This is a genomic window from Mesorhizobium sp. M0052 (genome assembly GCF_040323255.1).
In the GTDB taxonomy this organism is placed as follows: Bacteria; Pseudomonadota; Alphaproteobacteria; order Rhizobiales; family Rhizobiaceae; genus Mesorhizobium.
Genome location: NZ_JAMYUS010000020.1, coordinates 63,197 through 86,146 on the forward strand (window position 1 = coordinate 63,197; position 22,950 = coordinate 86,146).

Here is a 22,950-nt window from a genome sequence, read left to right on the forward strand (position 1 = left end):
GACGGGAAACCGCCAACACCTTCCCTGGAATTGCTTAGTCAACGGAGATCAGGAACATGCGTCTTTTCGGTCGTTTCGTGCTTGCCGCTTCCGCCGCCCTGCTGCTTGGGACCGGTGCTGCCTCCGCCGAGAAACTCAGGATCGGGACCGAGGGCGCCTATCCGCCCTTCAACTATGCCAATTCGGACGGCACGCTGGGCGGCTTCGACATCGACCTCGGCAAGGCGCTGTGTGCCGAGATGAAGGCCGAGTGCGAATTCTCCGTACAGGATTTCGATGGTTCCATTCCGGCGCTGCAGGCCGGCAAGTTCGACGCCATCATCAACATCACCATCACGCCGGAACGGGCCGAGAAGGTCGAGTTCACCCACAAATATTACCAGACGCCACCGGCCATCGCCGTGCCGAAGGATTCGACCATTGCAGGCACGTCGCCTGACGATCTGAAGGGCAAGGTGCTGGGTGTGCAGAGCGCCACCATCCACCAGAATTTCGCCGAGAAGAAATACTCCGGCTCGACCGTCAAGGCCTATCCGACCGGCGACGACGCCCGCACCGACATGGCCAATGGCCGGCTGGACGCGATGATGGACGGCTCGATCATCCTGACCGAATGGCTGAAGAAGCCCGATGGCGCCTGCTGCAAATTGCTCGGCACGCTGGCCGCCGATCCGGCCATTCATGGACCCGGCGTCGGCATCGCCCTGCAAAAGGGCAACAAGGAACTGGCCGACAAGTTCAATGCCGCCATCGACGCCCTGCGTGCCAACGGCAAGTACAAGGAAATCAACGACAAATACTTCTTGTTCGACGTCTACGGAAGTTAACCCCTTCACCGCTCCTACCTCGGCAGCGCCATCAGGCGCTGCCGTTTTCATGAGATGACGGAGAAGTTTCTTGGTTGAGCGGCGCTCCCCTTTCTACACCAGCATCGTTGGCCTCGGCGCCACGATGGGCCGGGTCGGCGGCGATTTCGTCTCGGCCAAAACTTACTCCGGCATTGCCGACGAGCACCTGAACACGCGCAAGAATGTCGGCGTGCAGGATCTCAGCACCATGGGCAAGATGGACATCAAGGGGGCGGAAGCCGAGGCGCTGGTCAACCACATCATCGTCAACGATGCGGCCGCGATGAGCCCCGGCCAGGTGCGCTATTCCACCGTCTGCCGCGACGATGGCGGCATCATGGACGACCTCACCGTGTTCCGGCTGGCGCCTGAGCATTTCATGCTGGTGACCGGCTCGGTCAACCGGCTGAAGATGCTGCCCTGGCTGCAACATCATGCTGAAGCGCGAAAGGCCTATGTCACCGACATCACGGCGGCCGTCGCCTTTCCGACGATACAGGGGCCGCGTTCACGCGAGCTGCTGAAAGCACTTTCGGATGCCGATCTCGATGAGTTGAAACGCTGGGCGTTCACTTCAGGGCGCGTCGGCGAGACCAAAGTCCTGATCTCACGCACCGGGGTGACCGGCGAGCTCGGCTTCGAACTGTTCGTGCCGGCGGACGAGGCCACTTCCTTCTGGGACGCGCTGATGCGGACCGGTAGCGATTTCGGCCTGAAGCCATACGGCGTGCTGGCCATGTTCACGCTCGGGCTGGAAAAGGCCTATCCGGCGCATGGCATCGACATGGACGAGAGCCGTACGCCCTTCCATGTCGGGCTCGATCGCTGGATCAAGTTCGACAAGGGCGAGTTCATCGGCCGCGAGGCGCTGCTCAAAATTCGCGACAAAGGGCTCGACGAACGCTGGACCGGGCTGATTCTCGACGGTGACAAGCCGGCCGCGACGGATGCCAGGGTTTTCGCCGAGGGCGAGGATGCCGGTGTCGTCACCTATAGCGATCACGGCTATTCGCTGGGCAAGGTGCTGGCGACCGCGCATCTGCGGCTGCCGTTCACCGCCATCGGCACCGAGCTGAGCATCGACATAGACGGCAAGCCGACCCGCGCCGTGGTGGCGCCGATGCCGTTCTTCGATCCGGAAGGCGCGAGACTGCGCGCCTAGGCTAGTTTTGCCAGCAGCCTCATAAATGTGGCCGCCTCCTTGGCGGTCAGCGGCGCCAGCGTTTCCTGGGTGATGGTGCGTGCCAGCGGGATCAGCCGTTCGATCGCCTCGCGTCCCTCCGGCGTCAGATTGACCAGCAGCCGCCTTTTGTCGACCTCATGCTTGGTGAGGTCGACAAGGCCACGCGCTTTCAGCCGGTCGATGACGCCCTTGACCGTCGCCGCGTCCATGGCGATCAGCGTGCCGAGCTGGTTCTGCGAGGTCTCGCCGACATCGTGCAGCTTGGCGAGTGCTGCAAATTGCGGCGGCGTCAGGTCGCTGATCTGGGCGGCAAAGATCGAGACATGGCGCTGATGCGCCTTGCGCAGGATGAAGCCGACCTGCTCCTGCAGGCGGTAGTCATGATCGTCAGGCTCTTCGGCCTCGACGAGCTTGAGAAGATTGTCCCCGCCGCTCATCGCAAGCCGTCCCAGGCCTTGATATCGCCAACCGCGAGGCCGCCCATGCGGTCATGCACGCGCGGGCCGCAGCTCATGGCGAGGCAAAACAGGATTTCGTCGGGGCGAGGCCCGTCGCTGAGGCCTACCTCCATGGCGTCGAAATGGCTGCGGACATAGGCGGCGTTGGTGTGGCCGAGCGGTACGTCGAGCCGCGAGCCGAAGGCGCCGACCTTGGTTGCCGACGGCACGATCGCCTTGGCGTCGCCGAGCCGCTCGCGCATGGCGTAGCCGCCAGGAACGTGCCACAGCGCGCCGTGCTCCAGCTCCCCCGACGAGCCGACAATGGTGCCCTTGCCGTAGGCGTCGATCTGCTTGATGTCGCCGCCCAATGCGGCAATGAGCTTGTCGGTGAGCAGCAGGCCAAGCGGCTTCAGATCGTCCATGGCGCTCTGCAGTTCTTCGACGTAGCGGCCGGCGAACGGGTTCTTCACCAGCGCCACGGCCGCCGCGCGGCGGCGCGGCGCAGCTGCGACCGGGCCGCCATCGTGAAAAATCTCTTCGGTCAGAACCGCAATCTTGCGGATCGGAAACTCAGGCATGGGCAACTTCCTTCCCTGGATTTTTGTTGGGCGCGGCAAGCGCCATGGAACCACTGATGCGCGCTTCCCCACCTAGAAACAGCGCCGATGCGGCAATCAGGCCGCGCCGGCGAAAATCTTCGGCGACGGCAAGGCCATTGTCCAGCGCCCGCTCCACATCGTCACGCGCGAGCATGCCGACGGCTTGTGTCACCAGCCGTGCGCCGAGATCGCTGTCGGGCGCCAGTTCCTGCGCGGCAATGCGCTTGATGGCGGGATTGCCGGGCAGGTCGACGGCGTTGGCAATGAGTGTCGCCGCCGCATCGGCCTCGGCGCCGGTGCGCGCCAGCACGGTGACGGCGTCGGCGATGCCAAGCGAGAACGAACGGCCGCGCCAGCCGCTGGTGGCGACGCCGCGCACGCCGTCCGCCGAGCGAATGGTGAGGCGGTCGGCCATGCCGTTGCCGGTGCCGGCGATCGCCAGGTTCATCGACTGGCCCTTGCCGATATGGAGGGCGCTGTCGCCGCCATTGTTGACATAGGCCCGGTCGAGCTTGCGACCGGCAAGCAATGCCGAGAGCATTTCGTCGGCTACCGATCCCGCGACGGCGGCCATCGGCGTGATGAAGCATTCCGCCAACGGCATGACGGCTGCTTCCATGCGCCGCGCGGTCGGGCCGGCGAAGGTGCGCGGCGCCAGGAAAAATGCCGGCAGCCGCAATTCGGGAAGCTCCTCGACCAACTCGATCAGGATCGTCTGGAAGCGCTCGATCGCCTGATCGTAGGCGGCACGACACTCAGCCGCCTCACCAAAGGCCTCGACGATCAGGTCGATCGGCCCGTGGTTGAGGTGCAGCCGCTTGCCGTCCTGCAGCCAGTGGACTTGCGGGCCTTGCATCAAGAGGCCCCGTTCGAGCCGACGCGGCGCAACTGCGCCAGCGGCGGCCATGGATTGTGGGCCTCGGCGCCTGAGCCGCGGCGCGGGTTGAGATATTCGCCGCCTTTGGCAACGATATCCTCGACGCTGCGTATCTCGGCCTCGTAGCCGCCCAGCCGGACATAGTCGTCGCGGCGTAGCGTGAATTCGATCGGCGCCACCAGCGCCGGCGTCGGCACATAGCCGAAGGCGCCTTCCGGCACGCGCATGACGTCGACCATCAGCGTGATGCCGCCGCCCGGCCAGACATAGACCGGCGCGCCGCCAACGGTAACATAGGTATTCAAGCCCTGCACCGAGCGGGTGAGATTGACCGGGTTTTCGGTGACGCCGGCGCGCAGCGAACCGCCGGCGCCGCCGATGAACAGCACGGTGCAGAGCGCCGGCTCGCAATTGTCCTCGATCAGGCCGACCGATTTCTGCAGCCGCTCGGGGAACGGTTTTTCCACCGGCTTCAACTCGTCGTCGAGCTCGTAATAGGCGAACTGCTCGCCGGTGGTCGACACCATCAGCAGCGACAGGCCGGGGCGGGCGCCCTTCTTGGCGTTCCATTCGCCGAGGATCGACAGCGGGTCGGAAATCGAGGTGCCGCCCCAGCCGAGGCCGGGCTCGGAAACCTTGAAATAGCGGCCCGGCGTCGAACGGCGGCCGATGATCTTGATGCCGGTGTCCTGCCAGCCCAGCACCTTGCCGGCCTGATGCTCGGAGACGACGCCGGTGATGTGGTCGTCGACCACCACCACCTCGTCGACAAGGCCGCGCCATTGCGTGGCGAACATGCCGATGGTGGCCGAGCCGCAGCCGACCCGCATGCGGTGTTCCTGCTTGCCGTCGATGACAGGTGGTTTGCCGGCTTCGACGGTGATGGTGGCGCCGCCATCGATGGTCAGTTCGACCGGCTTGCGATTGCACAGACTGAGCATCGCGTCACAGGTTGCCCGGCCTTCGGCCTTGGAGCCGCCGGTCAGATGATGCACGCCGCCCAGCGACAGCATCTGCGAGCCATACTCGCCTGTCGTGACGTGGCCGATCGCCTCGCCTTGCGCGCGCACGATTGCCGTTTCGGGGCCGAGATGACGGTCCGTGTCGATCTTCACCTTGACGCCGCAGTACGAAAAAATGCCTTCGGTGACCACGGTCACCAGATCGACGCCCTCGACCTCCTGGCTGACGATGAAGGGGGCCGGCTTGTAGTCGGGATAGGTGGTGCCGGCGCCGATCGCAGTGACGAAGCGGCGGCCGTTGTTGACCAGTTCGCCGTCCCATTGCTCGCCCTCGGCGGTGAAGGGCACGACCGCGGCGCCACTCTCTGCCGCATGATCGAGGATGGTCAGCGGGTCCATACGCACGATGCGGCCACCGACATTGCCGTAGCGGTCGCAGGCGCCGGTGCGGCCATCGGCGATGTAGCACATCACCGGACAGGCATCGCAGCGGATCTTTTCCGCCACCAGCTTTTCGCCGGGATCGTGGGTTTCGAAGCGTTCGGCAAGCTCGCTCATCGGCGTGCCTCCTTGTCGTCGATGCCATCTTTTTCGCGGATGGCGGCGCGGATGCGCGTCGGCGTCGCCGGAACCTTGGTGATGAGAAGGCCGGTTGCGTGGCGGATGGCGTTGAGGATGGCGGGTGCGGTCGGGATCAGCACATGCTCGCCCAGGCCCTTGGCGCCGAACGGCCCCTCGGGATCGGGAACCTCGATCAGAATGTGCTCGATCTCAGGCACGTCGCCGATGGTCGGAATGAGATAGTCGTGCAGATTCTCGGTGCGGCCGGGGATGTATTCCTCCATCAGCGCCATGCCGATGCCTTGCGCGATGCCGCCCTCGATCTGGCCTTCGACCAGCAGCGGATTGATCGCCTTGCCGACATCGTGCGCGGCGGTGATTTTCACGAGCTTCACCGTGCCGAGCTTGAGGTCGACCTCCAGTTCGGCGATCTGCGCGCCATAGCCATAGACGGCGTAAGGCTTGCCTTGGCCCTTGGCGTCGAGCGGCAGCGTCGGCGGGTCGTAGGTTTCCTCGGCGCGGAAGACGTAGCCGTCCGCATCGACATCGAGCGCGGCGAGATCGATACGCCGAGTGGCTTCGCCCTCACGAATGACGATCGCCGGGCCGTCCAATTGCAGGGCCGCGTTCTCCGAGACATTGGCAAAGCGCAGGATCTTTTCGCGCAAGGCGCGGCCGGCTTTTTCGGCCGCCTTGCCGGTGACAAAAGTCTGGCGCGAGGCCGATGTTTTGCCGGCGTCGGGGCTGATCGCAGTGTCGGCGCTCTTCAGCTTGAATTTTTCAAGCGGCAGGCCGAGTGCGTCGGCGCAGATCTGGGCAATGACGGTGTTGGAGCCCTGGCCGATATCGACGGCGCCCTGATGCAGGATGACCTCCCCCTCTGGCGAGATACCGACCCTTATGGTCGACGGATTGGGCAGCGAGGTGTTGCCGCAGCCATACCAGCAGGACGCGATGCCGACGCCGCGCTTTTTGCTCGTATTGGCATTGTTGAATGTATCTGCGTCGGCCGTCGCGCGAGCCCAATGCGGCCGCAAGGAGTCGAGGCACTCGAATATGCCGACGCCCGACTCCAGTCGCTGTCCGGTAACCGTTTCGGATCCGTTCCGAAGGCAGTTCTTCAGCCGAAAATCGAGCCGGTCCATGCCAAGCTTGCCGGCGAGCTCATCATAGAGCGTCTCCTGCATGATCGTCGCCTGCGGCACGCCGAAGCCACGGAAGGCGCCGGAAATCGGCCCGTGGGTGTGGATGGCGCGGCCTTCGGCGCGGTAGTTCGGCGTCGCATAGGGACCGGAGGCATGCACCGGCACGCGGTTGGCGACGGTCGGGCCCCAGCTGGCATAGGCGCCGGTGTTGAAATCGCCTGTGAAGACCATGCCGGTGACATGGCCCTCGGCATCTACGCCGATGGTCGCCTTCATCTCGGCGGGATGTCGCTTGGTGGTCGACATCATGGATTCGTTGCGGGTGTAGGCCAGTGCTGCCGGCCGGCCGGTCTTCAGCGCCACAAGGCCGATGAGCGGCTGCAGTGAAACGTCCAGTTTCGAGCCGAAGCCGCCGCCGGTCGCGGTCGGCACGATGCGCACCTTGTCGACGGCAAGACCGAGCACCTTCGCCGTTTCGTCGCGGTCCATGTAGGGGGCCTGGGTGCAGGCGACGACGACCAGCGTGTCGCCGTCCATGTAGGCATGGCCGGCTTCCGGCTCGATGTAGGCGTGCTCGACATAGGAGGTGTCGATGGCACCGGACACTGTGAAGGCAGCCTCGCCAAGCGACGCCTCGGGGTCGCCGCGCTCGACAAAGCCCTTGGTCAACAAATTGGCCGGGCGGTTCGCGTGGATGAGCGCCGCCCCTTCTGCCTGCGCGTCGCCGGGCTGCAGAAAATGCGGCAGCTCGGTCCAGCGGACCGGGAAATCCTGGAGGTCGAGATCGAGCATGGCCTCGCGCTCGCCGGCGACCAGCGCCACTGCCTCGCCGCGCAGCCGCGCAAAGCCTTCGGCCAGCGCCGGCTGGTCGGCAAACGGCCCGATGACGCCGAAACAGTTTTTTCCCGGGATGTCGGCGGCGGTGAAGACGCCGGCGATGCCGGGATGCGACTTCACCCAGCCCTCCAGGTCGCCGAAGGCGAAGCCGGCATGATAATGCGGCGAGCGGACCACCAGCACGGCCAGCGCATCGGCGGGAAAGGCATCGCCGCCGAATTTTTCAGCGCCGGTGACTTTTGGCACGCCGTCGAGCCGGACCGGGGAGGCGCCTACAGCATTCCCTGTGGTTGGCATTCTACGTTCAAAGTTGAATTCCAACGAATGACGTTGGCGCTGCCCCTCACCCTTACCCTCTCCCCGTGAAGAACGGGGAGCGGGGAGCGTTGGCGCTGGAGCACTTCCCTTCTCCCCGTCACTATACGGGGTGAGGGTGCCGGCAGGCGGATGAGGGGCAGCGCCGTCGGTCGACGTCTCGAACCGTCCCGCATCCATCACTGCCGCGATGATCTTTCTGTAGCCGGTGCAACGGCAGAGGATGCCGCCCAGCGCATCCTGCACCTCGGTCTCGGTCGGATTCGGCGTGCCATCCAGCAGCGCCGTTGCCGCGACCAGCAGCGCCGGCGTGCAGATGCCGCATTGCGCGGCGCCATGCGCCAGGAAGGACGCCTGCAGCGCCGAGAGCCGGCCATCGGCGAGGCCTTCGACGGTCGTTACGGACGTCCCGGCTGCGGAGGCCGCCGGCATCAGGCAGGCGCAGACGGCGTCGCCGTCGACCAGCACCGTGCAGGCGCCGCAATCGCCGGCATCGCAACCAACCTTGGTGCCGGTCAGCTGCAATTCGTCGCGCAAAACCTGCGACAGCCGGCGCAGCGGCGGCACATTGACCGAGACGGCGGCGCCATTGACGGCGAAGGCGATCTCGGCGCGCTCGATGCCGAGGCCCGGCACGAGGTCGGGCAGGGCTTCAATCATCTCGGAGTGGCTCATGCCGCCACCATGCTGTTGTCGTTCGTCAGCCCGCAAGCCCTCAGCACGGCGCGGGCGACAAGCTCGCGCGCTGCGTCGAGCCGGTATTCGGCGCTGCCGCGCACGTCGGCAATCGGCGAGAGCTCGGCCATCGGCGCGGACAGGAGCGCATCGGCGAGTGCCGGGCCGATAGGCTTGCCCACCAGCACCGCTTCGACAGCGGCGAGCCGCCTGGCGACGGCCGAGCAGGACCCGACCGCGACAGCGGCTTCCATGACCATGCCATTCTCGGCAACGAGGCGCGCCGCCACCATGGCGATGGAGATGACGAGGTAGCGCCGCGCACCGAGCTTGACGAAGGCCGACGTGCCGGTGGCCCTGGGCTTCGGCACCCGGATGGCGGCAACCAGCTCGCCCGGTAGCAGCGCGGTGCGGCGGTTGCCGAGAATGAACTCCTGCAGCGGCAGATGACGCGTCGCGGCTGCAGAGCGCAGCTCGACCTCGGCGTCCAGCACCAGCAGGCTAGGCACGCCATCGGCGGCAGGCGAAGCATTGCAGAGATTGCCGGCGATCGAGGCGACATTCTGGATCTGCAGCGAGCCCACTTCGCGCGCGGCCTGCTTCAGCGCATCGAAAGCCGCCGGCAATGGATGGCGGACAAGGTCGGTCCAGGTGGTGCGGGCGCCCAAAACCCAATGGGTTTCGGTCTCGGCAATGCCGCGCAGCGAGGCCAGGCCGTTAATATCGAGAACATTGTCGCGGAACGGTTTGGCGCCCTGCGCCGGATAGAAATCGGTGCCGCCGGCAAGCACGCGCCAGGCGCCCTCGCCCAGCAGAGCGAGCGCCTCGTCGAGCGTGGCGGGTTTCGCGTAACGGATCACGCTTTGCCTTCCAAAAAAATAGGCCTTCCCATTGGGACCTTCAAAAGGTGGGGTCTTCCCGAACCCCGCCAATGTCTGATCAGGCCAAATTCATTCGTATGCAAATGATATCAAGCTGGCGGAAATTGTCAAAGCCGGAGTTTAAGGGAACCCGGCCGCCAAGCATTTCTTACGCTTGCAGAGGTTGACGCAGGCGGCCATCCGGTCAAGTTTCAGCATCCGGTCGCATCAGCGGCGTATTTCACTCGATCCCCCGTTCGAGACGTAGAAGAGGAGAGGCGCCATGGCCGACGAAGCGCTTGTTGTCATCGACCTGCAAAACGACTTCTGCCCCGGCGGCGCACTGGCGGTTGCCGGCGGCGACGAAATCGTGCCGCTGGTCAACGATCTGATTCGGCATGCCGAGCATGTCGTGCTGACGCAGGACTGGCACCCGGCCGGACATTCGAGCTTTGCCTCCAGCCATCCGGGGGCGCAGCCCTTTAGCGCGATCGAGATGCCCTATGGGCCGCAGACGCTGTGGCCGGACCATTGCATCCAGGGCAGCCTCGGCTCGGATTTTCACTCGGGGCTCGCCTGGACCAAGGCCGAGCTGGTGATCCGCAAGGGATTTCGCCCTGATATCGACAGCTACTCCGCCTTCTTCGAGAACGACCACAAGACGCCGACGGGGCTCGCCGGCTACCTCAAGGAGCGCAGCATCGACAGTGTGACCCTGGTTGGCCTGGCGACCGACTTCTGCGTTGCCTTTTCGGCCCTCGACGCGGTCAAGCAAGGCTTCAAGACGACGGTGCGGCTCGACGCGTGCCGCGGCATCGATCTAAACGGTTCGGTCGAGGCGATGCTGAAGCGGATGCGCGATGCCGGGGTGAAGCTCGAAGACCCGATCTCGGAGTGACTGGATCGTGACGCAGCGAGGGGGCTGCACACAGTTGGGGAAGGCTTTCGCGGCAGGTGTACTCGCTTCCGCTGTGTCTCCGCAAATGGCCTTCGCGGCCGAGGCCCGCGGCCTGCCCGATGCTGCCATGTCGCTGTGGTGGGCGCTGCCTTTCGCCGGCCTGCTGCTCTCGATCGCCACCGGACCGCTGCTGTTCCACCATGTCTGGGAGCATCATTACGGCAAGATCGCCGCCGGCTGGGGAGCGCTGGCGGTCATCCCGCTGATGGTTGCATTCGGCGTTCCGGTAGCCGGTGAAGCCGTGCTGCACACGCTGCTCACCGAATACATGTCGTTCATTATCCTGCTGTTCGCGCTCTACACCATTTCGGGCGGCATCCTTGTCGCCGGCAACATCCATGGCACGCCGCTGGTCAATGCCGGGCTGCTGCTCGTCGGGGCGATGCTGGCCTCGGTGATCGGCACCACCGGCGCCTCGATGATCCTGATCCGGCCGATGCTGCGCGCCAACGACAACCGGCAGTTCAACGCCCATGTCGTCATCTTCTTCATCTTCCTGGTGTCTAACATCGGCGGCTCGTTGACGCCCTTGGGCGACCCGCCATTGTTCGTCGGCTTCCTGCGCGGCGTCGACTTCTTCTGGACGTCGGCGAACCTCTGGCGCGAGACGCTGTTTACCGGCGGCCTGGTGCTGCTTGTCTTCCTGGCCATCGACATCATGCTGCATCGCCGTGAAGGCGGCGCGCCGAAGATCAAGGATCCGACGCCGGATACGAAGGTGCGCCTTCGCGGCCTGGCCAATCTGCCGTTGCTGGCCGGCGTCATTGCCGCGATCCTGCTTTCAGCTGCCTGGAAGCCGGGCGTGACTTTCTCCATCCTCGGCGTCGGCCTCGAACTGCAGAACCTGGTGCGCGATGCCATCATCCTGGCGCTCGCCGGGCTGTCGCTTGTCGTTTCCCTCAAGAGCCATCGCGAGGCCAACGGCTTCACCTGGGGCCCGATCGCGGAGGTGGCAAAACTGTTTGCCGGCATCTTCATCTGCATCGTGCCGGTCATTGCCATCCTTCGCGCCGGCCATGACGGCGCGCTGGCGCCGCTGGTGGCGCTGGTGACGTCACCCACCGGCCAGCCCAATGATCTCGCCTATTTCTGGCTGACCGGCGGGCTGTCGTCCTTCCTCGACAATGCGCCGACCTATCTGGTGTTTTTCGAACTCGCAGGCGGCGACGCGCGGCACCTGATGACGGAGGCGGCCTCGACGCTGGCCGCGATCTCGGCCGGCGCGGTGTTCATGGGCGCCAACACCTATATCGGCAATGCCCCCAACTTCATGGTCTACGCCATCGCCCGGCATCGCGGCGTGAAAATGCCGGGCTTCTTCGGCTACATGGCGTGGTCGGGCGTGGTGCTGATCCCGATATTTCTGATTACAGGTTTTGTCTTCTTTGCGTGATGCGAAGGGCGCTGGGCCCTTACCTACCCCGTGTGGGGAGGTCGGACCGAAGGTCCGGGTGGGGGTCGGTGCCGCCCCCACCCGGCTGCTTCGCAGCCACTTGTCGGGGCGAGCCACGGGTCTCGCCCGTCCTTCGGACCCCCACAAGGGGGAGGGTAATCTTAGCCGACGCCCACATATCGGCGCACCGCCGACGGATCGGCGCGAAGCTGTTCGACATCCACCGTCTCGCGGTTACGGCCGTTTTCGATGAAGCAGACGCGGTCGGCGACGGACAGCACGGCGTCGACGCGCTGTTCGACCAGAATGGTGGAGACACCTAGCTCACGCAGCTTCACCACCGTCTCGCGGATTTTGGCGATCATCGACGGCATCAGCCCCTCCGTCGGCTCGTCTAGCAACAGCACCTGCGGCTCCAGACAAAGCGCGCGGGCCATGGCCAACATCTGCTGTTCGCCACCGGACAAAGTGCCGGAGCGCTGCCGCAGCCGCTGGCGCAGCAACGGGAAGAGGTCGAGCACGCTCTCGCGCGTCGCTCTTCCCTTGCCGCGCGCCATCAGGCCGATCTCGATGTTTTCCGCCACCGTCATCTCGGCGAACAGCCGCCTGCCTTGCGGCACATAGGCGACGCCGGCCTTGGGCACCTCATGCGCCGGCAGGCCGGTCAACTCCTTGCCGGCGAGCCGGATCGAACCGGCGCTCGACCGAACCAGCCCCATGGTCGCTTTCAGCGTCGTCGTCTTGCCGGCGCCGTTGCGACCGAACAGGCACAGCACCTCGCCCTTGTTGAGCACGAGATCAAGACCGTAGAGCACCTGAACCTCGCCGTAGAAGCAGTCGAGCCCGGAGATGGTCAGCGCTTCAGTCGTGTGGGTATCAGTTTTGGGGGCTTCGCTCATGCCGCCGTTCCCAGATAGGCTTCCTGCACCTGTGTGTTGGCGCGGACCTGTTCGGGCGTGCCTTCGGCCAGGATCCTGCCGGCGTTGAAGACGGTGATGCGGTCGGCCAGTTGCATGACGACAGGCATGTTGTGCTCGATCAAAAGCACGGTGGCGCTCTTGGCGATCTCGCGCACCAGGTCGATGAAATTGTCGATCTCGCTGTCGGCCAGCCCTTGCGTCGGCTCGTCGAGGATCAAAAGCCGCGGCTTCAGCGCCAGGCCCATTGCCACTTCCAGCAGGCGCTGATGGCCGTAGGAAAGCTGGCCGGCCGGCATATGGGCGCGGCCGGCCAGTCCGGTGCGTTCCAGCGCGGCCATGACGCCGGTGCGCACCGCACCTTTCGAGCGGGCATCGGTCAGCGTGCGCTGCACCGGCAGCGCGACATTATCGTAGGCAGAGAGGTTGGCGAAGACGCTGGTGATCTGGAAGGTGTAGGCGATGCCCCGGCGCACCCTGAGATAGGCCGGCTGGCTGGTGATGTCGGCGCCGTCGAAGACGATCATGCCGGACGATGGCTGAATGCGGCCGCTGACCAGGCTGACGAAGGTGGTTTTGCCGGCGCCATTGGGGCCGATGACGGCGCGGATCTCGCCCGGCATCAGCTGAAAATCGACACCGTCGACGGCGCGCAGGCCGCCGAAACTGCGCGCCAGGCCTTTGGTGGTCAGCAACGGCATCATGGGAGCCACCCGAGCCAGCGCTGGCGGATGGTGCCCAGAATGCCTTTGGGGAAAAACAGCACCAGCAGGATGAGCGCAATACCGACGATCAGGAGATAGGCGGAGGTGTAGCCGCTGGCGGTGTCGATGACATAGTACATGAACACCGTGCCGAGCAGCGCGCCCAGCGTCGTGGCGGCGCCGCCGAGCAGCACCCAGAGCAGCGGCAGGATGGAATACTGCACCGAGGCAAAGCTCGAGCCGACATAGCCGAACAGCAGCGCATAGGCCGCACCCGAGGCGGCGCAGATGGTGCCGGAGACGACGACGGCGATCAGCTTGTTGGAGAAGGTGTCGTAGCCCAGCATTTTCGTGCGCTCCTCGTTCTCGCGCACCGCGACCAGCACGCGGCCATAGCGGGAGCGGACGATGGCGAGGGTGATCAGCAGCACGACCGAGAACAGCGCCAGCGCGCTCATGTAGCGCACGGTCGGGTTGGTTAGGTCGAGCGATGTCGCGCCGAAGGCCAGAACCCGCGCCGGCTGCGGCACGACCAGACCCTGGTCGCCGCCGGTCCAGGCGGCGAAATAGAGGATGACGAGGTAAAACACCTGCGCGAACATCATGGTGACGATCATGAAGGCGACGCCGGTGGTGCGCAGCGCCAGCAGGCCGATCACCAGTGCCAGCAGCGCGCCGCAGGCGATGCCGGCGAGGAAAGCCAAAGGCACGCTCCAGCCGAGATGGATGACCGCGAGACCAGCGCCATAGAGCCCGGCGGCGAAGAACATGGCGTGGCCGAGGCTGAGCAGGCCGACATAGCCGAACAGCATGTTGTAGCCCATGGCGAACACCGCCAGCACCATGATGCGGGCGACTAGGCCGTGATGATAATCCGGCAGGACGAAGCTCAGGGCGAACAGCAGCGCGATGACGCCGAGATGCAATGCATAGGCTTTTGCCGGCGAAGCATCGCTCATCGCGGCGCCTGCCCGAACAGGCCCTGCGGCCGGAACACCAGCACCATGGCCACCAGCAGCGTGGCGATGATCTTGGCCAAAGTCGGCGAGAAGAACACCGAGATGATGCCGTCGGACAGGCCGATCAGCACGGCGGCGACGACGGTGCCGCGCAGCGAGCCGAGGCCGCCGATGATGACGACGATGAAGGACAACAGCAGCGGGTCCTGTCCCATCAGATAATGCGCCTGACTGGTCGGCACGATCAGCACGGCGGCGATGGCCGCCAGCATGGCGCCGAGCGCGAAGACGCCGGCATAGACGCGGGCGACCGGAATGCCGAAGGCCTGCGCCGTCTCGCTGTCATATTGGGTGGCGCGCATGATGAGGCCGATCTTGGTGCGCGTCAGCACCAGCCAGGTGGCGATGAGCAGAAGGGCCGAAGCGGCAATGATCGACAGCTTGTAGCCGGAATAGCCGAACCAGGGCAAAAGGATGCGGTAGCTGAAGGGCGGCTCCACCGGGCGCGCTTCCGGGCCATAGAAGCTCAACGCCAGCTGCTGGATGATGTAGAGCATGCCGATCGTGGCGACGATGGTGGCTTCCGGATTGTAATTGACCCGGCGCAGCACAAGCCGCTCGGCTACCAGCGCAATGGCGCCGACAATCAGCGGCGCAATCACCAGCGCCGCCAGGAAGCCGAGCGTGGGATGGCCGGGTATCGCCGTCGAGATCGCCCAGGCCAGCACCGCGCCCAGCATGAAGAACTCGCCATGGGCGACGTTGACGACGCGCATGACGCCGAACACCAGCGACAGCCCAAGCGCCGTCAGCGCCAACACGGCGGAGGTGACAAGGCCTTCGAGGGCGGCGAGGAGGAGGTGGGGTCCGAAATGCATTCAGGGCGCCCTTACCCTCCCCTTGTGGGGAGGGTGACCGCGCAGCGGTCGGGTGGGGGTTGGGCACGGGCCGTCGCGACCCCCACCCCGTCTCGCAAGCTTCGCAAAAGTGCGAAGCTTGCGTGCCGACCCTCCCCACAAGGGGGAGGGTAAGGCGCCTCACAGCGCCTGCGTCGTATAATCCCCTTCGGCCTCGTAAAGCCCGTCCTCGATCTTGGTCTTGTGGACGACATTCAGCTTGCCACCTTCGACCTTGGAGATGTTCTGGATGCCAAAACACTGGTGGATCTTGCCGTTGAAGGTCTTCGGCCCCTGCGGATGCTCCGGCCCTTCGGCGAATTCGGTCAGCGCCTCGGTCGCCTCGACCAGCTTGGCGCGGTCTTCCGGGCCCTTGTAGCCGGCATCTTCCATCGCCTTCTTAACGACATAGAGCGTCTCCCAGCAGCCGAACATGTGGGCGGCGGTGGAGACGTCCTTGGGGTCGCCGACGGCAGCCCCATTGTCGTCGATGCCGACAGCGGCGCGGTAGGCTTTCTGGGCGGCCGAGTCATTGGCCTGCGCATAGCGCGGCGAACCTTCCCAGAAATGGCTGCCGTCCAAAAATTCGAGGCCGGGGCTGTTGATGTCGGTGGCTTCGAGCGAATCGATGAAGCCGAACAGTTGCGGCCGGTTGGAGCCGTAGAACTCGCCGAGTTCCTTGACGAAGGTGAGCACGGCCGGGCCGACCATCACGTGGTAGATGACTTCGGTCTCGGCCGGGATCTGCGGGAAGTATTTCGTGAAAGATGACTCTGTCGGCGGGATGGCGATCTGGGCGATGACCTCGGCGCCTTGCGCCTTCAGCGCCGGCGGCAGGTAGTCGCGATGGTCGTAGCCGAAGGCGAAATCGGGGAAGATCTGCGTCACCTTCTTGCCGGCATTGGCCGCGATCCATGGCGCCATCGACTGGATCTGGCTCTTCACATCGGTGATGCCAGGCTGGAAGACATAGCGGTTGAGCTTGGTCGAAGCGACGTGGTGGCCTTCGCTGACGACGAAATAAGGGATCTTGTTTTCGCCGGCGGCCGGCGCCGAGCCGATCACCACATGCGAGAACAGCGTGCCGAAGACGATGTCGGTCTTGTGCTGGGTGGCGAACTTGCCGACCACCTCGGCGCCACGGCCGGGATCGGTGCCGTCATCCTCGATCACCAGTTCGACAGGTCGGCCATTGATGCCGCCGGCGTCGTTGATCGCCTTGACCGCGGCGGCACTGGTCTTTTCATACCAGCGGCCATAGGCGGCGCCGATGCCGGTGCGGTGCGACTGGAAGCCGATCTTGATTGGCGCCGAACTCTGCGCCTGGCTGTAGCGGACGAAGCCGGGCGCGAGCGTCAGCCCGGCGCCGGCGGCGAGACCTTTCAGCGCGGTGCGGCGGCTAAGGGTGGATTTGGAGAGATCGAAAAACCCATTCTTGTCAGTCACGGCAGTTCCCCTGTTTTTGAGTTTTGACTGTCTGTAACGAGGCAAGGCCACTCCCTTGCAGGAGGGGCAGAAATTGCATGTGTACAAACTAAATCACCAAAGCACAGAGCTTGCAAGCGGGCTTTCCGCAAAGGCATGTGGATCAGCTTGTCTCATCCGGCCGTCGGCGTGGCAAGCAACCACAGGCCGAAGATCGTGTAGGCAATCATCAGCATGGTGAGCGGCAACTGGCTGAGGGCGGCGCGCGATGGCGCCTGGTGCAGTCGCCAGGCCAGTCCATGGGCAACGAGCACCGCCAGCATGTGCCCGGCGATGATGATGCCGGCCTGCAGGTTCCACAGCCACCAGGCGGAGTGGGCCCCGGCGACGAGGCCGGCCTCGATCTGCATGTCGGCGGCGCCGAACAGGTTCCATCCCAGCGCGAACGGGTCGGACAAAGCGGCAATCGCATACTGGCCGTCGACCAGCAGCGCCGTCAGATAGTGCGCGACATGATAGGCGAGCGCGATCGGTACGATCGACCAGACCAGCAGCCCGGCGGCCTCGCCGTGGGAATGTCGGCTGCCGGCAAGGCGCTGGCCGAGTATGACGGCCAGCAGGAATGCCGCCGCCAGCAGAACGAAGGTCAGCACGAGGCCGAAGCTGCTAATGCCGATGAGCGCGGTGCGGCCGGGATATTCCAGCGGGTTGATGCCGAACAGGCCGAGCCAGAAGAAGGTTTTCGACAGGCCGTCGAAGGACACCGATGACAGGCTGAGCAGCAGGAAAGCGATGCCGCTTGCCGGCAGGGGTGCCGCGCCGAGCAGTTTTGAGCCCGGCCAGCAGAGAGCGAGCCGCCCGTGTTCATCGCGCTCGACAAGGGCGAAGCGCGCCACCATGGCGAAGAACACCGTCAGGAATTCGCCGCGCCGGCTCCAATCGCGGTAGCCGAAGGCGAGCATGGCGATGAAGGTAAGCAACCAGTAGAGGCCGGCGGCATAGGCCAGCCGCGCCGGGTCGTCGGGCGCCGGGTCGATCAGCTCGAACCAGGCGAAGGCGAAGAACAGGATAACGGCTGGCCAGCAGCCGAGCCATGAAGGCAAACGCGATTCCTGTCCCTCACCGCCACGAAGCTTGAACAGGCGGCTTACGATCCGCCACGGGCCATACCATGGGTTCAGCCACGACCAGAGATCGCCGAACAGGCCTTGCGCGATGGCAAGGCCGACCCAGAGCAGCGTCCAGATGGTTAGCGGCAGCGGATTGGAGAGCGGATCGCGGCTGCCGAACAGGCCGGCGGCGTTGAGCGTTGCGAAGCCGGCAAAGGAGATGACGCTGATGATTGTGCGAGGGGTGTCGGCGAATGGGAAGAGCGGCAGGCGGCGGCGCCAGAAGCGGTGGAGGGTTGCGGGTGGCAGCAGGGCGAGAACGAGGAAGCTTACCGCGACGGCAAGCGCGCCGCCGGCGATGTAGTAGCCGGTGGGCAGGAGGAGGACGTGACCGCGGTCGGAGGCGTGCGCGAGGGCGGGGGTGGGGAGGAGTGTGAGGGTGGGGGAGCAGGCGACATATGTCAGCCTGACGCGATCCTTCACACCCCCCTCTGGCCTGCCGGCCATCTCCCCCGCAAGGGGGGAGATTGGATGTCGCCGGGGCTTTCGCCAACTTTCAAGGGTAAAGAAAGAGGCGCGGTACTCGACGCTGCCAATCTCCCCCCTTGCGGGGGAGATGTCCGGCAGGACAGAGGGGGGTGGGCGGGAACTCACGCTATCGCGATTTCCATTTCGTCCAGCAAGGCACCCGCCGACCCTCAAACCTTGACCAGCTGCTCCACGCGGTCCTTCGCCCCAAAAATCCGGAGATAGCGCTCGATCTCCTTCTTGTCGCCCGTCGCTTTCGCCGGATTGTCCGACAGCTTCACCGCCGGCCGGCCATTGGCCTCCGTCACCTTGCAGACCAGCGATATCGCATCCAGGCTGTTGGTTTCGGTCGGCGCGCAGCCTTCGAAATCGTTGGTGAGGTTGGTGCCCCAGCCGAAGGACATGCGCACCTTGCCCTTGAAGTGCCTGTAGGTCTCCTCGATGGTTTCGACCTCGAGACCGTCGGAGAAGATCAGCAGCTTCTGCCTGGGGTCCTTGCCCTTCTCGCGCCACCAGTCGATGATTTTTTCGCCGCCTTCGATCGGCGGCGCGCTGTCGGGGCGGAAGCCGGTCCAGTCGGCGACCCAGTCCGGGGCGTCGCGCAGGAAGGATGCGGTGCCGAAAGCGTCGGGCAGCACGATCAGCAGGTTGCCGCCGTAATAGCGCTGCCAGTCCTGCAGCACCTTGTAGGGCGATTCCTTCAATTCCTTTTCCGACTTGGCAAGGGCGGCAAAAACCATCGGCAATTCATGCGCGTTGGTGCCGAGCGCTTCGAGGTCGTTGTCCATCGCCAGCAGCACGTTCGAGGTGCCGGTGAAGGCTTCGCCAATGCCTTCCTTGAGCGCCTCGACGCACCAGCGCTGCCACAGGAAGGAATGGCGGCGGCGGGTGCCGAAATCTGAGATGCGGATGCCGGGCAGCGCCTTCAAGCGTTCGGTCTTGGCCCACATCTTCCCCTTGGCGCGTGCGTAGAGCACGTCAAGCGCGAAGGGACCGAAGGCGCGCATGGCGGCGCGGGAACGAAGCTCATTGATGATCGCCAGCGCCGGGATTTCCCACAGGGTGGTGTACATCCAGGGACCGCTGAAGGAGAGCTCGTACTGACCGTCGCGCTTGGACAGCTCGTAGTCGGGCAGCCGAAAACCTTCCAGCCAGGCGAGGAATTCCGGCTCGAAGATCTGCTTGCGGCCATAGAAATTGTTACCGCCAAGCCAGATCATCTCCTTTTTGGAGAAGCGCAGCGTGCGGGCATGGTCGAGCTGGTCGCGCAATTCGCCTTCGTCGATGTCGTCGGCCAGGCGCACCGAGGTGGTGCGGTTGATCAGCGAAAAGGTGGCGTCGACCTTGGGGTACATGCCCCAGATCATCTGCAGCATCAGAAGCTTGTAGAAATCGGTGTCGAGCAGGCTGCGGACGATCGGGTCCAGCTTCCAGGTGTGGTTGTAGACGCGCCGCGCTATATCGGTTCTTGCCATGTCCTGCCGTCGCCTTCGCTACTCACGTCTTCTTACGCAATTCCGGACGGGAAACCGCCGCACAGTTTTCCTGGAATTGCCGGGCAAGAGCTTATTAGCATTGAATTTTTGAAAGCGCCTCCCGCTTTCCGGGCTGGCCCGACAAAAAGCAGCCGCTCAGGTCCAGCCTCAACTCTTGGCGCCCACCATCCGCAGCGCCGGACGCTTCCTGCGGCTGCCGATGCGGCCGGCCACCGGCGCGTCGGCCCGGCTGTCGGCCTGTTCCTTTTCGGCAAACAGCCAGTCGACGAACAATTGCACGATAGGCGCCGAACGCATCTCGTTGCGGCAGACGACGTAGAAATCATCGACCGCCGGCACCGACAGGCTGAACGGCGCCACCAGCAGGCCCCTGGCGAGCAGCATGCTGGCGGTGACGGAATCGCCGAGCGCCACGCCATGTCCGTGCACCGCGGCTTCGATCGCCGTACGGGCGTCGCCGAGATGGTGGCGGCGGCCACGTTCGAGGTCGAGCCCATCGGCGGCGGCCAGCCAGGTGTGCCATTCGCGGCCATCATCGCCATGCAGGATGACATGGCCAGCAAGATCCCGGCAGATGCGGAGCGGCCGGTTGTTGATCAGCGTCGGGCTGACCACCGGGAACAGTTCGAGGCCCGACCATTTGCGCATCCAGCAATCGGTCCAGCTGCCGTCGCCATAGAGCACGCAGACATCGACCTGTGGGGCGCGGATGTCCTTGGGGTCGTTGGACGGGATCAGCGTCAACCTGATATCAGGATATTGCGCCATGAAGCTGCCGAGCCGCGGCGTCATCCACAGAAGCAGCAGCGCCGGCACGCAGGAGACCGACAGCGTACCGGCGCTGGCTGGCCTGGTCATGCGCTGGGTGGCGGCGGCGATGCCGTCGAAGGCGGTCGAGACCGCCGGCAGCAATTCGGCGCCGTGCGGGGTGAGCTTTACCCGCTGTCCGGTGCGTTCGAACAGTTTTACGCCGAGCGATTGCTCGAGCGCCTTGATCTGGTGGCTGATCGCGCCGTGGGTGACGTTGAGCTCACTCGCCGCCTTGGTCAGCGAGGCATGCCGCGCCGTCGCCTCGAAGGCGCGCAAGGGATTCAAGGGGGGCAGACGCTTGGCCATGAGCAACCGGATACTCTGTGAGATTTTCTCACAATCAGCACCGTAACAATATCAATTGATTTTTCAATGCGGCTGCCGGACACTTTGGCAGGTCAACAGCATCAATGACGTGAAATCTACAGGCAGCCAGCGGGACAGCGACCCGGCCGGATAATGGTCAGTTTGCAGACGCTGCCGCATGCACCAGCCCGGCAGGAGGAGACCGACATGGGTTATGACAGAGGCAAGCTCGACGCGCTGCGCCGCAAATATGGCGAGAGCCATGGCGGCGAGATGTTCGACCCGAAGTTCCGCAAGGTCGCCGACAAGATCTTCTCCAAGAGCGGCACCCGACTCGCGCCCTATGCCGGCATCCCGACCTTCCTCGCCGCGCCCTATCGCGAAATCGCAGCCGACAATCCCGATTTCGGCGATTTGCAGGTGGCGATCATCGGCGTGCCGATGGATCTCGGCGTCACCAACCGGCCCGGCTCGCGCTTCGGGCCCAGGGCACTGCGCGCCATCGAGCGCATAGGCCCCTACAATCATGTGCTGGAATGCGCGCCGACGCATGAGCTGCGCGTCGCCGACATCGGCGATACGCCGTTCCGCAGCCGCTACCGGCTGGAGGTCAGCCACGAAGACATCGAGCGCCGCACCAACCAGATCGTCGATGCCGGCGTGCTGCCGCTATCGGTCGGCGGCGACCACTCGATCAGCCATCCGATCCTGAAGGCGGTCGGCAAGAAGGCGCCGGTCGGCATGATCCATATCGACGCCCATTGCGACACAAGCGGGCTGTTCGACATGACCAAGTTCCACCATGGCGGCCCGTTCCGCAACGCAGTGCTGGACGGCGTGCTCGACCCGACCCGCACCATCCAGATCGGCATCCGCGGCTCGGCGGAGTATCTGTGGGAGTTCACCTACGAATCCGGCATGACGGTCGTGCATGCCGAAGAGGTGACGGGTCTCGGCATCCCCGCCATCATCGAGAAGGCGCGCAAAATCGTCGGCGACGGCCCGACCTACATTTCCTTCGACGTCGACAGTGTCGATCCGGCCTTCGCGCCAGGCACCGGCACGCCGGAGATCGGCGGCCTGACGACGCGCGAGGTGCTCGAACTGCTGCGCGGCTTGAAAGGCCTCAACATTGTCGGCGGCGACGTCGTCGAGGTGGCGCCGCAATATGACGCGACCACCAACACCGCCCATGTCGGCGCCCAGGTCCTGTTCGAGATCCTGAGCCTGATGGTGTTCAGCCCGGCGATCACCGGCAAGGGGGCCTGACGGATTTCACATGCAAAGGCGGCCGCCGCGCTGGAGCCGGCGGCCGTTTCCAAAACAAACAAGCTTCCAGAAGGGGAATACCAATGACAATCCAAATGAAATCAACCATCGCCGCCGCGCTGATGCTCGCCGGCCTCGGCTTCGCCTCCCAGGCCAATGCCGACGCCGTCGACGACATCACCAAGGCCGGCGCCATCAATGTCGGCATCTTCTCCGACTTTCCGCCCTTCTCCTCGGCCAGCGCCGATATGAGCATCAAGGGCTATGACGTCGACGTCGCGCAGGCGATCGCCGATTCACTCAAGGTGAAGCTCAATCTGGTCAGCGTCACCGGCCAGAACCGCATCCCGTATCTCACCGACAAGCGCGTCGATATCCTGATGAGCGTCGGCTATTCCAAGGAGCGCGAGGAGGTCATCGATTTCGCCGCCGCCTATGCGCCCTATTACATCGCCGTCATCGGTCCGGCGGCGCTTTCGATCAAAGGCAAGGAAGATCTCGCCGACAAGTCGATCGCCGTCAATCGCGGCACGCTGGAGGATACGTCGCTGACCGAAGCGGCGCCGGCATCGGCCGACATCAAGCGCTTCGACAACTACAATTCCGTCATCCAGGCCTTCATCTCGGGCCAGACCCAGCTGATGGTGGTCGGCAATGATGTCGGCGCCCAGGTGCTGGCCAAGCAGGACGCGCTGAAGCCGGAGCAGAAGTTCCAGCTCTTGACCTCGCCCTCGCATATCGGCCTCAACAAGAAAGAGGACCGGCTGAAGACGGCGGTCAATGATGCGGTTGCCAAGATGCTGGCCGACGGCAAGCTCGACGAGAGCTCGAAGGCCTGGCTGAAGACGCCGCTCAATCCCGACAACCTCAAGGATTGA

20 protein-coding genes are annotated in these 22,950 nt (G+C 64.7%); 6 read left to right on the forward strand and 14 right to left on the reverse strand.

From position 1 onward, the window contains the following. The first annotated feature begins 56 nt into the window (after positions 1-56). Together NKJ77_RS24325 and NKJ77_RS24330 are read left to right on the forward strand one after the other, a co-directional pair. Entirely contained in the window at positions 57-827 is a 771-nt protein-coding gene (locus NKJ77_RS24325) for an ABC transporter substrate-binding protein (RefSeq protein WP_023700430.1), read from the forward strand. A gap of 70 nt (positions 828-897) precedes the next feature. Continuing rightward, on the forward strand, positions 898-2,010 hold the full coding sequence (locus tag NKJ77_RS24330) for an aminomethyl transferase family protein (RefSeq protein WP_352535871.1): 1,113 nt from the start codon (positions 898-900) through the stop codon (positions 2,008-2,010). Here NKJ77_RS24330 and NKJ77_RS24335 read toward each other — a convergent pair. The 6 genes from NKJ77_RS24335 to NKJ77_RS24360 are packed head-to-tail and all read right to left on the reverse strand — an operon-like array spanning position 2,007 to position 9,302. Then, positions 2,007-2,468, reverse strand: coding sequence for a MarR family winged helix-turn-helix transcriptional regulator (locus NKJ77_RS24335; RefSeq protein ID WP_352535872.1), 462 nt, complete (start codon positions 2,466-2,468; stop codon positions 2,007-2,009). The two genes, NKJ77_RS24330 and NKJ77_RS24335, sit on opposite strands and share 4 nt — an antisense overlap. Continuing rightward, positions 2,465-3,049: an amino acid synthesis family protein gene (locus tag NKJ77_RS24340; RefSeq protein ID WP_023714549.1), complete on the reverse strand. Its 585-nt coding sequence runs from the start codon at positions 3,047-3,049 to the stop codon at positions 2,465-2,467. The genes NKJ77_RS24335 and NKJ77_RS24340 overlap by 4 nt, the downstream gene beginning before the upstream one ends. After that, a complete protein-coding gene (locus NKJ77_RS24345; protein ID WP_023714548.1) occupies positions 3,042-3,926 on the reverse strand; it encodes a UPF0280 family protein in 885 nt (294 codons plus the stop codon). Before NKJ77_RS24345 ends, NKJ77_RS24340 begins: the two co-directional genes overlap by 8 nt. Further along, positions 3,926-5,467 (reverse strand): hypothetical protein, encoded by a 1,542-nt coding sequence (locus tag NKJ77_RS24350; RefSeq protein ID WP_023683557.1) that lies wholly within the window; start codon positions 5,465-5,467, stop codon positions 3,926-3,928. The genes NKJ77_RS24345 and NKJ77_RS24350 overlap by 1 nt, the downstream gene beginning before the upstream one ends. Continuing rightward, complete coding sequence (locus NKJ77_RS24355) at positions 5,464-8,427, reverse strand: molybdopterin-dependent oxidoreductase (protein ID WP_488494724.1); 2,964 nt, start codon at positions 8,425-8,427, stop codon at positions 5,464-5,466. Before NKJ77_RS24355 ends, NKJ77_RS24350 begins: the two co-directional genes overlap by 4 nt. An 11-nt stretch (positions 8,428-8,438) precedes the next feature. Further along, the gene (locus NKJ77_RS24360) at positions 8,439-9,302 is read right to left on the reverse strand and encodes an FAD binding domain-containing protein (RefSeq protein WP_352535874.1); all 864 of its coding nucleotides are present in this window, start codon (positions 9,300-9,302) and stop codon (positions 8,439-8,441) included. A 283-nt stretch (positions 9,303-9,585) separates the two neighbouring features. Between NKJ77_RS24360 and pncA the strand changes: the two genes are divergently transcribed. Next, on the forward strand, positions 9,586-10,200 hold the full coding sequence (pncA, locus tag NKJ77_RS24365; protein WP_023683560.1) for a bifunctional nicotinamidase/pyrazinamidase: 615 nt from the start codon (positions 9,586-9,588) through the stop codon (positions 10,198-10,200). 85 nt (positions 10,201-10,285) lie between these two features. After that, entirely contained in the window at positions 10,286-11,653 is a 1,368-nt protein-coding gene (locus NKJ77_RS24370; RefSeq protein ID WP_352535875.1) for a sodium:proton antiporter, read from the forward strand. 161 nt (positions 11,654-11,814) lie between these two features. Here the strand turns inward: NKJ77_RS24370 and NKJ77_RS24375 are convergent, their stop codons facing one another. From NKJ77_RS24375 to gcvA, 8 genes are all read right to left on the reverse strand, one after another. Further along, positions 11,815-12,552 carry an ABC transporter ATP-binding protein gene (locus NKJ77_RS24375; RefSeq protein WP_023736901.1) on the reverse strand — a complete coding sequence of 246 codons (738 nt, stop codon included), beginning with the start codon at positions 12,550-12,552 and terminating at the stop codon, positions 11,815-11,817. Next, positions 12,549-13,274 carry an ABC transporter ATP-binding protein gene (locus NKJ77_RS24380; protein WP_023695898.1) on the reverse strand — a complete coding sequence of 242 codons (726 nt, stop codon included), beginning with the start codon at positions 13,272-13,274 and terminating at the stop codon, positions 12,549-12,551. Before NKJ77_RS24380 ends, NKJ77_RS24375 begins: the two co-directional genes overlap by 4 nt. After that, positions 13,271-14,233, reverse strand: a complete 963-nt coding sequence (locus NKJ77_RS24385; RefSeq protein ID WP_352535876.1) for a branched-chain amino acid ABC transporter permease — start codon at positions 14,231-14,233, stop codon at positions 13,271-13,273. Before NKJ77_RS24385 ends, NKJ77_RS24380 begins: the two co-directional genes overlap by 4 nt. Next, positions 14,230-15,111: a branched-chain amino acid ABC transporter permease gene (locus tag NKJ77_RS24390; RefSeq protein ID WP_352535877.1), complete on the reverse strand. Its 882-nt coding sequence runs from the start codon at positions 15,109-15,111 to the stop codon at positions 14,230-14,232. The genes NKJ77_RS24385 and NKJ77_RS24390 overlap by 4 nt, the downstream gene beginning before the upstream one ends. Positions 15,112-15,270: 159 nt before the next feature. Beyond that, the gene (locus NKJ77_RS24395; RefSeq protein WP_023732666.1) at positions 15,271-16,575 is read right to left on the reverse strand and encodes an ABC transporter substrate-binding protein; all 1,305 of its coding nucleotides are present in this window, start codon (positions 16,573-16,575) and stop codon (positions 15,271-15,273) included. A 152-nt stretch (positions 16,576-16,727) separates the two neighbouring features. After that, positions 16,728-18,170 carry a hypothetical protein gene (locus NKJ77_RS24400; protein WP_352535878.1) on the reverse strand — a complete coding sequence of 481 codons (1,443 nt, stop codon included), beginning with the start codon at positions 18,168-18,170 and terminating at the stop codon, positions 16,728-16,730. A gap of 191 nt (positions 18,171-18,361) precedes the next feature. Then, the gene (gene pncB / locus NKJ77_RS24405; protein ID WP_023683568.1) at positions 18,362-19,666 is read right to left on the reverse strand and encodes a nicotinate phosphoribosyltransferase; all 1,305 of its coding nucleotides are present in this window, start codon (positions 19,664-19,666) and stop codon (positions 18,362-18,364) included. A 168-nt stretch (positions 19,667-19,834) separates the two neighbouring features. Beyond that, positions 19,835-20,803, reverse strand: coding sequence for a transcriptional regulator GcvA (gene gcvA, locus NKJ77_RS24410; protein ID WP_023746519.1), 969 nt, complete (start codon positions 20,801-20,803; stop codon positions 19,835-19,837). 207 nt (positions 20,804-21,010) lie between these two features. Here gcvA and speB point away from each other — a divergent pair, with 207 nt between their 5' ends. After that, complete coding sequence (gene speB, locus NKJ77_RS24415; RefSeq protein WP_023703696.1) at positions 21,011-22,072, forward strand: agmatinase; 1,062 nt, start codon at positions 21,011-21,013, stop codon at positions 22,070-22,072. 83 nt (positions 22,073-22,155) lie between these two features. Next, positions 22,156-22,950, forward strand: coding sequence for a transporter substrate-binding domain-containing protein (locus NKJ77_RS24420; RefSeq protein ID WP_352500086.1), 795 nt, complete (start codon positions 22,156-22,158; stop codon positions 22,948-22,950).